Here is a 13,682-nt window from a genome sequence, read left to right as displayed (position 1 = left end):
GCTCCCATACGGAGACGTCGAAGCTGTAAGGCGTCTTCTGCAAAATCACGTCGCGCTCGCCCAGCGGGTAGGCATTCTGCATCCAGCTCAGCCGGTTGACCACCGACCGGTGCTCCACCAGCACGCCTTTGGGCACGCCCGTCGAGCCGGACGTGTAGATGACGTACGCCGCGCTTCGAGGCGTTCCTTCGCGGGTCAGGTTCCCTGCTTCGTCCGCCTCCGCATTGGCGGCAGTCTTAGTACGAATCCCGTCGCCGGCCTCGCCGACGGACTGCTTCCCTCCCGCGCTTGCTAGCGAGTCGGCATCAGACTCGCCATGAATCCCGCAGCCAGCCTGCACGACAAGCAGCTCCGCTCCCGTCCCCGCCAGCGCTTCCGTCATCTTGCCCGCGAGCCCGCCTTGCGTCAGCACGAGCCGCGCTCCGCTGTCCGCCAACATGTAAGCCATCCGCTGCGGCGGCAGCTCTGGCGGCAGCGGCATATACGCGCCGCCCGCTTTCAATACCGCCAGCAGTCCAATCATCATCTCCGCTGAACGCTCCATCGCCACGGCCACGATCGTCTCCTTGCCGACACCCTTGCGCCGGAGCTGCCTCGCCAGCCGGTTCGCATGCCCATTCAGATCTCCGTAGGTTAGCGCGGCGGCGTCGCCGAACGTCAACGCTCTGCGCTCAGGCATCCGGGCGGCTTGCTCTTCCACCAGCTCATGAAGCATCACGTTCGACCGGTAGGGCGCCGAGGTCGCATTGAACGTGTTCGTCAGCTTCATGCGCTCGTCTTCGGCGAGCAAGTCTATCGAGCCGATTCGAACGCCGGGCTCCGCGACGACCGCTTCCAGCAGCAGGACGAACCGCTCCGCCAGCCGCTGCATCGTCTCCGGCTTGAACAAACAGGTGCTGTATTCCAGTACCGCCTCCATGCCTCCGCCGGCCGCCGGGAACAAATCCAGCTTGAAGTCCAGCTTGGATGTCTCCGTTCGAATGTCCAATCGGCTAAATCTGGCTCCGCTTGTCGCGAAGCTGCTCGTTCCTTCAGACTGGTTATGCAAAATGAGCATTGTATCGTAAAGCGCGCTGTTCGGCCGGTCCCCCGGCAAGCTGAGCGAAGAGACATCTCCGAACGGATAATGCGGATGCTCGAACGCATCCATCAGCGTCTCGTTCACCTGCAGCAGCAGCTTCTCGAAAGCTTCCCCTTCCGCAAGCGAAGCGCGGATCGGCAGGAATCGGTTAAACATCCCCACCGTCCGCCGTACTTCCGAATGATCCCGCCCGGAAAACAGCGCACCGATGACAATGTCCTCGCCTGCTCCATAGCGGTGCAGCAGCAAGATGTATACCGCCAAGTAAGCGGCATATACAGACACGCCTTGGGCTTCAGCCAGACGTTGAATCCGGACCACCGGTTCTTCGGGCAAAGCAAACGTTACGGCAGCGCCCACGAAATCACGTTTTGCCGGACGCGTGAAATCCGCGGGCATCCGCCACGACGGTAAACTGCTCATACGCTGCTGCCAATAATCTCGGTCCCGGTCGAAGCTGCCGCTCATCGCCGCTTCCCGCTCCCATGCGGCATAATCCAAATAGGAAGCCCCAAGCGGAGCAAGCGGCTCCCCTGCGTATAGCCGGGCGAACTCCTCTATAAGCACCTGCATCGAGATGCCGTCGCATGCGACATGATGGACGTCGATCAGCAGCAGATGTCGATCTTCAGCCACTGCAATTACAGCAACGCGAAACAGCGGCGACGCAGTCAAGTCAAAAGGACGCACGAAGCCGCGAATCAAGCCGGACAGTTCAGTTTCATCCGCGGCAATAATCTCGATATGGAACGAAATAGGAACATCGCTTAGACGTTGAACGGTTTCGCCCTCAACAGCATGAAACGAAATGCGCAGCGCGTCGTGGCGGTCAATCAATTGTCGGAACGCCCGTTCCGCGTCCTCGGTCCGGAAAGGACCCTCGATCGCAAAGGCAGCGGGAATGTTGTAGCTCGTGCCGATGTTCTCTAACTGCTCCTGCATATAGATCGGCAGCTGAGCTGACGTCAGCGGGTAATGCCCCTGCCTAGACACAGACGGAATAACGATGGCTGGCATCGCTGGTCCCGCCTGCCGAACGAGGTCCGCAATCGCTCGGAACGTCGAAGCGGCGTACAGCTCACGCATCGACAGCCGGACGCCTAGCTGTTCGTGGACGGCCGAGATGAACATGGCAGCCTTCAGCGAATTTCCGCCTAGCGCGAAGAAGGAATCGTCCATGCTTACGCTCTCCACGCGCAGCACCTGTGTGCCGATCCGCTGGATGTCGCGATCCAGTTCGTTATCCGCCCACGAGACGGCCCTGCGCTCTTGAACGATACTCGCCAACGCTCCCTCAAGCTCTCGAAGCTCCTTCGCGTAAGCGCCGTCCCCGAAGCGCCGAGCCAGCAAATACCGCTGAAGCTTCCCGCTCGTCGTCCGAGGCAGCTGCCGGATTGGCAGCACGTGCAGCGGGTCGATTCCGGCATGTCTTCGAATTTGCTCGCTCACCCAATCGGCAACAGGCAGGAAAGTCTGCGTCGCACCGCGGAATACGACGAAGACGATCAGATCATCCGACTGCGTGCCCGCATTGAAGACGCCGCACGCCGCGACTCGCCGAACAGGCGAATTTGCGGCATCCTGCAGCATCTCCTCCAGATCATGGGGATAGATGTTTCGACCATTCGCGAACAGCACGTCTTTCTTACGCCCCGTCACGACGAGCCTCCCATCGCGCATAAAGCCCAGATCCCCGGTACGCAGCCAGCCTTCCGCGGCGAATGCCTGGCGCGTCGATACCGCGTCGTTATAGTAACCCCGGGTTACGCTGCTGCCGCGGATCTGAATTTCGCCGATCACGTCTTCGGGATAAAGCTGGTCGTCTTCGCCGCAAATGCGGACTTCGCAGTCTGTGACGGGACGACCCAGCTCCAAGAACGTCAAGCCCGAAGCTCCCCCCTCCGCCGATACAGCCCCTTCGTCTTGCATGACGACAGCTTCGCCGATCCTTGAGCCGCGCTCGATCTCAACGACAGCCAGCGGTGCGCCCGCGACGGGGAAAGTAACGGCTAAACTCGCTTCCGCCATGCCATAGACGGGGAACATGGCCGTTGGCCGCAAGCCGTAATCGGACAGCTCATCAAGGAATTGACGGCATAGACCGGCGGAGATCGGCTCGGCTCCGTTGAAGATCAACCGTACGCAAGATAGATCCCATTCCGAAGCCCGATCCTTCTTGTAATGGGCAAGGAAATGCCTATAGCCGAAATTCGGCGAGGCCAGCGTCGTAATTCTCCGCTCATGCGCGACCTGCATCCATAAGGTCGGCTGTTGGACGAATAAGGCCGTCGGCATTAAATAGTGATTCATTCCGGCCATGATAGGCGTCAAGTGGAAGCCGATCAGCCCCATGTCGTGAGTCATCGGCATCCAGCTCAGCGAGGAATCGCCGCCGCTCGCTCCGGAACAGTCGATGATGGCCCGCATGTTCGCAAGCAAATTGCCGTGCGTCAATACAACGCCTTTCGGCTCTCCCGTGGAGCCGGATGAGAACTGAATGAAGGCGATGTCCTCCGGGGTCGACTCGAAGCGTTCGCCGGGGTCGCCGGGGCGGTCCGCCAACTCGGCATCCAGCAGGTTGGCGGCTATTCCCGCAAGCAAGCCCCGCTCCTCGTCCGATCCGGCGTCACCGGCAAGCGTGCGGCGCAGCCCGTCCGCGGCGTCGGTAATGAGCGACGGGTTGTTCAATTTCTTCCAGACGCCGACGAGCTTCTTCTTGTTCTCACCGCCTGCCCCCGAATGGAGCGGCACGGGAATGATGCCGCCAAGCACGCAAGCCCAGAAACAGAGCACGAATAACCGGTTATGCTCAATTTGAATGACAAGCTCGTCGCCACGCTTGAGCCCGGTCGATTGCAAGTGACCAAGAACGATGGATGCTCGCCGATACAGGTCCCGATACTCGAGTCGATAGGTCTCTCCCCCGCCTTGAAGGAAGGTGATGCCGCGGCCTTCCGCCTGCTCGGTCGTCAACAGCTGCGTTAGATTACGAATGGTCATGCCCGATTCTCCCCCGTATGTGTCATGCCGCAGGACCGTCCCGGCCTTACCGGATGCACGCAGAAATTCTTTTCCTCGCCCTGTGTACCTATTAGCGGCTCCGCCACAGAAGGCGCAAGCTTCATCGCACAATTAAGCTCCTCTCTTATTGTTAACGCTTTCAAAATTCCACTCCCTTCGAGCTGAGCAAACGTTTGCGCACACCTACAAAATTCCCTCTTCCCCTCCCGCGTTTTCACCAATGTTATCCATCTATCGGAACTTTATCACTATTTCAAGCGAATGGGTATCGCCTTTTTTTGTCGAATTGGCAATATTTTTTAGTTTTTTTGTAATGAAGACGAAATTGCAACGATTTTATTGGACTTCAAAGCGCAAACGATTGCATTCTTCCAGATCGCGCTCAACACAGATGTTTTCATTCGAACAGCGAACAGTAAGACAAACAGCGACCTTCGGTACCGCTACGGGAGAGCGACATGCTTGTACGAAGACTCACATCTATTGCGCGAACGATATTCAAGCAGCTGTCGCATGCCAAAAACCCCTGCGATTCCGCAGGAGTTTCCCCTGTTCTTATTGGATTTCAGCTAGTATTCCCACTTTCAGGACGAAGCCTGAAGACTCTCATACGGTCAAATACTGACGGATAACCTCGTCGTTCAACGCGTCCAATCCGCCCTCCCAAGCGACCTGCCCTTTCTCCAGAATATAAAAATAGTCGCCGACGCTCTTCACGAATTCCAAACTTTGCTCCGCGAGCAAAATGGCCGTCGCGCCTTCCGCTTTGATCGCGCGGATTACATCCCGGATCTCCTCGACGATGGAAGGCTGAATGCCTTCGCACGGCTCGTCGAGCAGCAGCAGGTCCGGCTCCGATGCGAGCGCGCGCGCGAAGGCGAGCTGCTGCTGCTGACCGCCGCTGAGATCTCCGCCGCGCCTGCCGTACATCGTCTCCAGCACCGGGAATTTGGCGACGGCCGCGTCCGGCACGACGCCTCGCTTGCCGCGTCCGGATTCCAGTCCGAGCAGGACGTTCTCGTACACCGTCAGCTGCGGGAAAATCTCGCGCCCTTGCGGCACATAGCCGATGCCGCGCTTGGCCCGCTCGCCCGGCGGCCGCCGCGTCAAATCGACGCCTTGGTAGGCAACAGCGCCGCGATTGGCTTTGAGCACCCCCATAATGCTCTTCATGAGGGTCGTCTTGCCAACCCCATTGCGCCCGAGCAGGCAGACGCATTGGCCGGGGCGAACCGACAATGTAACATTTCGCAAAATGACGCTCTCCCCGTAGCCGGACTCAAGCGCTTGTACGTCCAGCATCGCTCCCCCTCCTCTTCCCCAAGTATACTTCGGCGACGCGTTCATCCCGCTGCACTTCATCCATCGTGCCTTCCTTCAGCAGCATGCCCTCATGCATGACCGTTACTTTGCTGGCGAAATTGCGCACGAATTCCATGTCGTGCTCAACGACGATGACGGATTGCGTCCGGGTAATCTCACGCAGCAGCTCGCCCGTCTTCTCGGTCTCGGCGTCGGTCATCCCCGCGACCGGCTCATCCAGCAGCAGCACCTGCGGCTCCTGCATGAGCATCATGCCGATCTCCAGCCACTGCTTCTCTCCGTGCGATAGGCCCCCCGCCACCCACTCGCCCTTGCGCTCGAGCCCGATCATGGCCAGCTGCGCCTCGATCCGCTCCCGCTCCTCGCTCGTCAGCTTCGCCCGCATCGCGGCGAAGACGCCTCTGCGCTGCTTCATGGCAAGCTCCATATGTTCGCGCGCGGTCATCGTCCGGAAGATCGACGGCGTCTGGAATTTGCGCCCGATACCGAGTTCGGCGATATGGTGTTCCTTCTTCCGCGTAATATCGGTGCCGCCGAATACGATTCTGCCTGCGGTCGGCTTCGTCTTGCCGCAGATCATATCCAGCATCGTCGTCTTGCCCGCGCCGTTGGGCCCGATTAGGAATCTCAGCTCTCCCCGATGCAGCGCAAGGCTCATCCCTTGCACCGCCTTGAACCCGTCGAATTCGACCGTGAGCGCTTCACACTGCAGGATAACGGACGGAATCTGTTCCTTCATCGCTGACCTGCCTCCTTCTAAGTCGTTTTAACTGCCCGAACAATCCAGCCGCTCCCTTCGGCAGGAACACGACGACGACGACGAACAACGCCCCCATTAGAAACAGCCACGCATCCGGATAAGACTCGCTGAACGCGCTCTTCGCGGAATTGAGCAATACCGCGCCGAGGACAGCGCCGACCAGCGTCCCCCGCCCGCCGATCGCCACCCACAGCACCATTTCGATCGAAGTGACGATTCCCATCATCGACGGAGAGATGATGCCCACATGAAGCACGAACAGCATACCCGCAAGTCCAGCAAGTCCCGCCGATACGCCGAAGACGACCATCTGGTATACCGCCGGATCAAAGCCGATGAACCTCACCCGGTTCTCGCCGTCATTAATGGCCCGCAGCACTTTGCCGAACCGGCTGCCGACAAGCCACCGGCACAGCACGAACGCGACAATCAGGACGGCGACGGTCACCAGATAGAGTACCGTCTTCATCGTCTCCGACGCGATCGGGTAGCCGAACAGCTTCGTATACCCGGTCAGCCCATTCGTCCCGCCCGTATACGCCTGTTGGCCGATGAACAGCGTCGTGGCAATAATGACGAGCGCCTGAGTCAATATCGTAAAATAGACGCCTTTGATCCGGTTGCGGAATGTAAAATAACCGAGCGCGAGCGCCAAGAGCGAGGGTAACAGAATACCCGCCGCCACCGCGAACGGAAAGCTTGCGAACGGCTTCCAGAACCAGGGCAGCGCCGTCAAGCCGCTCCACTCCATGAAATCCGGCAGACGCTCTCCACTCGACTCGAGCTTCAAGTGCATCGCCATCGCATAACCGCCGAGACCGAAGAACACGCCATGACCCAAGCTGAGAATGCCCGTATAGCCCCAGATCAAATCAAGTCCCAATGCGACGATCGCATACGCAAGAAATTTGGCAAGCAGATTAAGCCGAAAATCGCTCAAATACAGCGGCGCGCAAAATAACAAGACGGCTACCGCCGCATATGCCGCCAGCAGCCACAGACGCTGATTACCCCTGAATCGTTTGTGCAGCATCCCAATGCCCCCCCTTTAGTTAGCGTTATTCCAACGACCGCGTCCGCATGGCGAACAGCCCGGACGGCCGCCACTGCAGGAACGCGACGATGCAGAGGAAGACAAGAACTTTGCCAAGCGAAGCCGTCGTCCAGTATTCGAACAGCGTGTTCGATAATCCGATGCCGAGCGCGCCGAACACGGTGCCGACCAGCTTGCCGACGCCGCCAAGCACGACGACCATGAACGCGTCCACGATGTAGTACGTACCGATGGACGGTCCGATCGGTCCCAGAAGCGTCAAGGCGCAGCCGGCTATCCCCGCGATGCCGGAGCCGATCGCGAATGTGACTGCGTCGACGCGCCGAGTGGAGATGCCCAGACATGCCGCCATATCCCGATTCTGCATGACGGCGCGCATGCGCCGGCCCGCGTGACTGCGGTTAATATACACGTACATCGCCAGCAGAACGACGGCTACCAGCCCGATAATGAACAACCGCTTGTATGGGAGCACGACATCGCCTAGAATCGTCACTCCCCCATCCAGCCAAGTTGGACTCGTGACGCCGACGTTCGGTGCGCCGAAAATGGTGCGGGCAAGCTGTTGCAGCACAAGGCCCACGCCCCAGGTAGCCAGCAAACTGTCGAGCGGACGTCCGTACAGAAAGCGGATGAGCGTCGATTCGAGCAGCAGGCCGACAAGGAACGACACCGCGAAGCTGAACGGGATCGCTATCGCGAAGTACCAGCCGAACGCAGCCTTAGGCATGTAGGATTGGAACAGATTCTGCATCACATACGCAGAATACGCGCCGATCATGATCAGCTCGCCGTGCGCCATATTGATCACCTTCATCAGCCCGAACGTAATCGCTAGCCCGAGGGCGATCAGCAGCAGTATCGAGCTTACGCTGATGCCGTTGAATAATTGAAGTACAGTCACTTCCATCTCTCGCGTTCACCTCTTGCCATCGATTAGGTTCGCCGCAAACGGAAAAGGAAGCATCCCGTGGCGAGGGCGCCTTGCGATACTTCCTTCCCTTCAGCTAATATATTGCGTTATCTCCATCCGGCCAGACGGCGGGAAACCGGGCTAGGTCAGTTGCCCGTGCTCAAGCTCGCAGCCCAGTCGTAGCCCTTCAAGTAAGGGTCCGGCTTCACTGGTTCGCCGGAATTCCACACTTCCTTGAATTGGCCATCCGTCTGCACTTCCCCGATCCGTACGGTCTTATAGAGATGCTGCGTCTCGCCATCAATCTTCACCTTGCCTTCCGGCGCGTCCCATTCCAGCTCCTTGGCTGCTTCCTTCACCTTCGCGACGTCGGTGGAGCCAGCTTTCTCGACCGCGGCCGCCCACAGATAGACCGCGTCATAGCCAGCCTCGATCGGGTCCGCGGTAACGCGGTCCTCGCCGTACTTCTTTTTGTAATTCTCGACGAATGTCTTGTTCGCCGGCGTGTCTGTTGTCTGGTAATAGTTCCATGCGGCGAGATGGCCTGCGAGCACGTCGGCGCCGATGCCGCGAATTTCTTCTTCCGCGACAGACACCGACAGCGTCGTGAGATCCTGCGCAGTAATGCCGGCATCCTTCAACTGTTTGAAGAACGCCACGTTGCTGTCGCCGTTAAGCGTATTGAAGACGACCTCCGGCTTCGCTTCTTTGATTTTGCTGATGATCGTGCTGTAATCCGTATGGCCGAGCGGCGTGTACTCCTCGCCAACCAGCTCCCCGCCTTCCGCTTTCAGCTGCTCCTTGATAATCTTGTTCGCGGTGCGCGGGAATACGTAATCCGAGCCAAGCAGATAGAATTTCTTGCCGCGGTTCTCGAGCAGCCACGTGACGGCCGGCACGATCTGCTGATTCGTCGTCGCCCCGGTATAGAAAATGTTCGGAGAAGATTCAAGTCCTTCATACTGCACCGGATACCACAGCAACCCGCCCAGCTCCTCGAACACCGGCAGCATCGCCTTACGGCTGGCTGACGTCCATCCGCCGAATACGGTCGCAACCTTGTCCTCGGAAATCAGCTTGCGCGCCTTCTCCGCGAACGTCGGCCAATCCGATGCGCCGTCTTCCAGGACCGGCACCAGCTTCTTTCCTAACACGCCCCCTTTGGCGTTAATCTCCTCGATCGCCATCATCTCCGCGTCTTTCACCGACACTTCACTGATCGCCATCGTCCCGCTCAACGAGTGTAGAATGCCCACTTTGATTTCTCCGCCAGCCTCTGTCCCGCCGCCCCCATTGCTTGCCGCGCTTTCCGATCCCGCATTCGTCTGCGTGGTTGTTGTCGTCTCTTTGGCGTTGTTGCTGCAGCCCGCGATAACGATACAGAGCGCAACTAGTAGCAGCGATACAGGTTTCCAAATCTTTTGACTCATTCTCCCACTCCTCGGCAATTGTTCTCTATTTATCCGAACGTTAACCTGGATAATTGCACCAACCGTTCGTGATTCACATTATAGACAGGGACGGAATTTGATGTCAATATATCTAACACAAATAATTAAAATTTCATCGAAGATATCAATATTTCACAAACGCGAATTGAAAATCAAGAAGTATTCACTCATATTTTTGGAGTTTTCAATCAAAAATAACCCTTTAAGTGACATTAACTTTACACTTGACGTTATATATAAACAGTAAGAGGGATTCTCTATTTTTCTCTTTTCCAATCGACATTGGTACTGTAAGCATGACAAACAGCCTTCGCTCGGTTTGTACCCAAGCAAAGGCTGTTTCGGCAATTCTATGAACACAATATTGCTCTAACTTCCGTCTCCCCCCAACGGGCGGACACTAAACCTTGAATTTGCCGATTAGCTCCTGCAGCTCTTCGGCCATCTGGCTAAGCGCTGCCGCGGAAGATGTCATTTCCTCCATCTGCGCCAACTGCTCTTCCGTCGAGGCCGACACGCTATGCGTGCCGCCCGAGGTCTCCCTCGCGACGAGCGACGAGGCGTCAACGGACTGCTTAACCTGCGCCAGATAACCCGTTATCGCGTCGACTGCGGCCGCCGCCGCGCGGATCTGTCCGGCCGCCTCCGTCGTAGAAGCTTGGATATGCGAGAATTTCTCGCTTGCCGTATGGACGTGCATCATCCCTTGGGCCACCTCGCTCGCGGCTTGCCGCATGACGTCGACCGTCCGATTCGTCTCCGTCTGGATAACGCTAATAAGCCCGTCGACCTGCTTGCTCGCTTGCGCGGATTGTTCCGCCAGATTGCGGACTTCGCCGGCGATGACCGCGAAGCCGCGACCGTGCTCGCCCACGCGGGCCGATTCGATGGAAGCATTCAAGGCAAGAAGCTGCGTCTGGGAGGCGATGGCGGCGATAAGCTGCGTGATGCGGCCAATCTCCGTCGAACGCTCTCCAAGCCCGCTCACGCTCACGGATAAAGCGTCGAACGTCGCATGAAGCATCTCCATTTCCCGCATCGCCCGCTCGACCGCCGCGCCGCCCTCACGGGAAATTTCCGACGATTGCTCGGCGGCGCTCGACGCGGATTGCGCTTGACGCGCGACTTCGGCCGCGGATGAAGCGGACTCGCGCAGGGAAGCCGTGCTCCGATCCATCATGTGGACCTGTCGCTCCGTACCCGACGCGACTTCCTGGATCACTTCCACGATGACCTCCGTCGCCCGGCTCGTCTGATCAGCCCCCGCGCTCAACTGCTCGGCCGATGCCGCCAGCTGCATGGCGTTCAGATTAACGCCTTGGATCAGCATCCGCAGCCTCTCGGACATCTCGTTCAGCGAGTTTCCCAGCTCCCCGAACTCGTCGCGCTTCAATCCTTCCAGCCGGGCGGTAAGATCGCCGCTTGCAATGGCTCCCGCAAGTTCGTTCATTCGCTTCAACGGTCTTGTAATCGACCTGACGAGCAGAATAATGACGCAGCTGCCCACAAGCAGCGCGCCTGCGATGACGGCACCCATAACGATCAAGATCGGGCGCGTCGCCGCGCTCACCTCCGAACGCAGCATCGAACCCGCGATTTTCCAGCCTGTCAGCTCGTTCGTCTCGTACGAGATCAATTGGGTGTCGCTGCCTTGCCCGGCTTCGAGAACGCCGGACGCTTCATCGTAGAATTTCGCCGCGAATGCGTCCTTCGCCTCGTCGCCGGGTTTCTCCGACGGATGGACGATATAATGGCCCGACTTGTCCAACATGAACGCGTAGCCGTTGTCGCCGACGCTGATGAGCAGCGTCAATTCCTTCAGCTTCTCCAGTTTAATATCGATCCCGAAGACGCCCGAGCCGTCATCAAGCGCCTTTGCGACCGTTACGGTCGCATCGCCGGTCGAAGCGTCGTAGTACGGATCGGTGATGACGGTCTTCCCGTCGGCCTTCAGGGCATCCTCATACCACGGCCGGGTACGGGGATCGTAATCGGCGGGCAGCTCCTGCGCCGGCGCCAAGATCATCGCGCCGCCTTCCGTCCCGACAAAGGCGTTCGTCGCTTCGGGGTGCAGGTCAACATACTGCGTAAGCTTCTGCAGCACCGTCGCTTCGTCGCCAGCCAACCTTTTGTTCACGATCGCGCCGAAATATCCCGCATCATGCACCTTCGGCGCCAACGCATCGGTAATCGCCCGATTCAATATGCCAACGCTATCCCGAGCGCTATCCTTGATCCTCGCTTCCAGCTCATTCTCGGCCTGCAGATAAGACATGATGCCGATCAGAAGCGCGGGAATGATCAAGAGACCCGTGAGCGCCAGGACCAATTTCCGTTTTACCGTCCAATTCATCCGCAGTCCCTTAATTTTCACGTCAGGTAACCTCCCATGGTGTTTTAATTAACCATAGTCGATTGTTGTCGAATGCACAACACGAAATATATGTAAAACTTGGCTTCGGATTCCGGATTCGTGCCCCTATGGGCTTGGAGCGGCACGCTTCTCCTTCAAAAAAAAAAAAAAGAACGCCCCCATCCGGGACCGCTCTTCCTGTTCCTCCATCACTACATGCTTCACGCTCGCCTTTGTTGACGCGGCTAATAAGTCCACATGCAATCGTCCACCCGTTTGTCCGGAAGAAAGCCTTTGAACGTCGTGCCGCTCAGCTCATGCCAATCGCTGCGATCCCGGTACTCGATCCGGCAGCAGAGCGCGGGCTTCAGCCACTGCGTTGTCCCTTCTTGCTTCGCGTGAAGCCCGCCTGCGACGATGCCAAGGAACGCCGCCCTTTGCTCCGCGCTAATGCCCGCTTCCACGAGACCGACCGGCTTGAATCGCACGGTGCGAAAATGCAGTCCGATCACGAACGCGAATACCGGCAGCATTCGGTACCCAAGAATAATAGCATCGATTTCAACCGGATGCTTGACTTTGATCCAATCCGCGGAGACAACGCCCGCCTGGTAGCCAGAATACCGCCGCTTGGCCACAATGCCCTCTAACCGATGTTCCTTCGTCCAATCGTAGAGCGCCTTCCCTCGTCCCATCAAGAAAGCGCACGGCGAGAGCCTCTCCGACGGTTCGATGCATTCGTTTACTATTCGTTTGCGGTCATGCAGCGGTTCGCGAAGATGCTCCCTCGTGGTCGCAAGCACGTCGAAGGCGATCCAAGATGCAGGATGACTCCGGGCGGCTGCGGCGATCCGCCTCGAATCGCCGAGCCGCAGGCGGTATGCGAAATCATCGAACACCGCCCTGCCTCCGTTCATGCAGACACCCTCGCAATCAAGCACGGCTTGTTCCGCTATAATCGCCAATGCCGCTTCTTTCAATTCGGGGAACTTGTCGGTTACGCGCCGCCCGCTCCTCGTGTAAGCTTCTATTCGTTCACCTTGTTTGTGCAGCAGCATTCGCGCGCCGTCCCACTTGGGTTCGAATAGGAAATCCTCGTCGTCGAAGGGCTCGTCGCCCACCGTGGCGAGCATCGGCTTGATGCTGGCGAATAACATGCTTTCCATCGATTACGCCTCCGGCAAACGTAATGAGCCGTCCGCCTGCCGCCCGGCTTCCAGCACCTTGGACGTAATCTGCCAGCCGACGCCGTAACGATCGATGAGCCGGCCGTGCATTCTTCCCCAATACATGGGCGTGAACGGCACCAGTATCGAACTGCCTTCCGCGAGCGACTCGAATATCCGGCCTGCCTCTTCGATCGAAGCGAATTCCAATACCAATTCCAAAGCATTCCCCCGCACGGCGCCTTGCATATCGGCCATATATAAAACGACGCCCGCGGCGTGCAATTCGATGTGTTCCACCCGTTCCGGGTCGTGATGCTCGCTGCCCGCGAGTTCTCCATAGGTTTGGAGCGTGACGATCTCGCCATTCAATATGCGCGCGTAATAATCCGCTTGCTCGCGCGCGTTGTCGCAAAAAATATAAGCCATTAGTTCCGCCATGCCTCAGACATCTCCTCCGGGCGCTGTACCTGTCCGCAATCACGCTTGTTCTCATTCATTCTTTACATTTCCGGCAGATTCCAATCATGCCAGGGCGAAAACGCGAGCTTCCTTTCGAA

9 protein-coding genes are annotated in these 13,682 nt (G+C 58.2%); all 9 read right to left on the bottom strand.

The window, feature by feature from the left end; translation table 11 throughout:
- Window positions 1-4,081 (bottom strand): AMP-binding protein (locus tag ACFFSY_RS06870; protein WP_377491878.1); only part of this gene is annotated, 4,081 nt, incomplete at its 3' end.
- Window positions 4,082-4,708: 627 nt separating this feature from the next.
- Window positions 4,709-5,404: an urea ABC transporter ATP-binding subunit UrtE gene (gene urtE, locus ACFFSY_RS06865; RefSeq protein WP_377491876.1), complete on the bottom strand. Its 696-nt coding sequence runs from the start codon at window positions 5,402-5,404 to the stop codon at window positions 4,709-4,711.
- The gene (urtD, locus tag ACFFSY_RS06860; RefSeq protein WP_377491873.1) at window positions 5,382-6,164 is read right to left on the bottom strand and encodes an urea ABC transporter ATP-binding protein UrtD; all 783 of its coding nucleotides are present in this window, start codon (window positions 6,162-6,164) and stop codon (window positions 5,382-5,384) included. The genes urtE and urtD overlap by 23 nt, the downstream gene beginning before the upstream one ends.
- The gene (gene urtC, locus ACFFSY_RS06855; RefSeq protein WP_377491870.1) at window positions 6,127-7,218 is read right to left on the bottom strand and encodes an urea ABC transporter permease subunit UrtC; all 1,092 of its coding nucleotides are present in this window, start codon (window positions 7,216-7,218) and stop codon (window positions 6,127-6,129) included. Before urtC ends, urtD begins: the two co-directional genes overlap by 38 nt.
- A 25-nt stretch (window positions 7,219-7,243) precedes the next feature.
- Complete coding sequence (gene urtB, locus ACFFSY_RS06850) at window positions 7,244-8,149, bottom strand: urea ABC transporter permease subunit UrtB (protein WP_377491867.1); 906 nt, start codon at window positions 8,147-8,149, stop codon at window positions 7,244-7,246.
- Between the two features lie 149 nt (window positions 8,150-8,298).
- Window positions 8,299-9,582, bottom strand: a complete 1,284-nt coding sequence (urtA, locus tag ACFFSY_RS06845; RefSeq protein WP_377491864.1) for an urea ABC transporter substrate-binding protein — start codon at window positions 9,580-9,582, stop codon at window positions 8,299-8,301.
- A 421-nt stretch (window positions 9,583-10,003) separates the two neighbouring features.
- Window positions 10,004-11,977, bottom strand: a complete 1,974-nt coding sequence (locus ACFFSY_RS06840) for a methyl-accepting chemotaxis protein (RefSeq protein WP_377491861.1) — start codon at window positions 11,975-11,977, stop codon at window positions 10,004-10,006.
- 224 nt (window positions 11,978-12,201) lie between these two features.
- Window positions 12,202-13,122 carry an ATP-dependent DNA ligase gene (locus ACFFSY_RS06835; RefSeq protein WP_377491858.1) on the bottom strand — a complete coding sequence of 307 codons (921 nt, stop codon included), beginning with the start codon at window positions 13,120-13,122 and terminating at the stop codon, window positions 12,202-12,204.
- Window positions 13,123-13,125: 3 nt separating this feature from the next.
- Complete coding sequence (locus ACFFSY_RS06830) at window positions 13,126-13,563, bottom strand: VOC family protein (protein WP_377491855.1); 438 nt, start codon at window positions 13,561-13,563, stop codon at window positions 13,126-13,128.
- Window positions 13,564-13,682: the final 119 nt, after the last annotated feature.

The organism is Paenibacillus aurantiacus (assembly GCF_042431225.1).
GTDB lineage: Bacteria > Bacillota > Bacilli > Paenibacillales > Paenibacillaceae > Paenibacillus_Z > Paenibacillus_Z aurantiacus.
The sequence above is the reverse complement of the archived record's forward strand: the minus strand, read 5'-3'. Positions and strand labels throughout refer to the sequence as shown.

Bases quoted from the DNA above. Each gene is read 5' to 3' on its own strand.
- urtA (WP_377491864.1), bottom strand. From the start codon at position 9,582: ATGAGTCAAAAGATTTGGAAACCTGTATCGCTGCTACTAGTTGCGCTC.
- urtB (WP_377491867.1), bottom strand. From the start codon at position 8,149: ATGGAAGTGACTGTACTTCAATTATTCAACGGCATCAGCGTAAGCTCG.
- urtE (WP_377491876.1), bottom strand. From the start codon at position 5,404: ATGCTGGACGTACAAGCGCTTGAGTCCGGCTACGGGGAGAGCGTCATT.
- ACFFSY_RS06830 (WP_377491855.1), bottom strand. From the start codon at position 13,563: ATGGCGGAACTAATGGCTTATATTTTTTGCGACAACGCGCGCGAGCAA.
- ACFFSY_RS06835 (WP_377491858.1), bottom strand. From the start codon at position 13,122: ATGGAAAGCATGTTATTCGCCAGCATCAAGCCGATGCTCGCCACGGTG.
- urtC (WP_377491870.1), bottom strand. From the start codon at position 7,218: ATGCTGCACAAACGATTCAGGGGTAATCAGCGTCTGTGGCTGCTGGCG.
- urtD (WP_377491873.1), bottom strand. From the start codon at position 6,164: ATGAAGGAACAGATTCCGTCCGTTATCCTGCAGTGTGAAGCGCTCACG.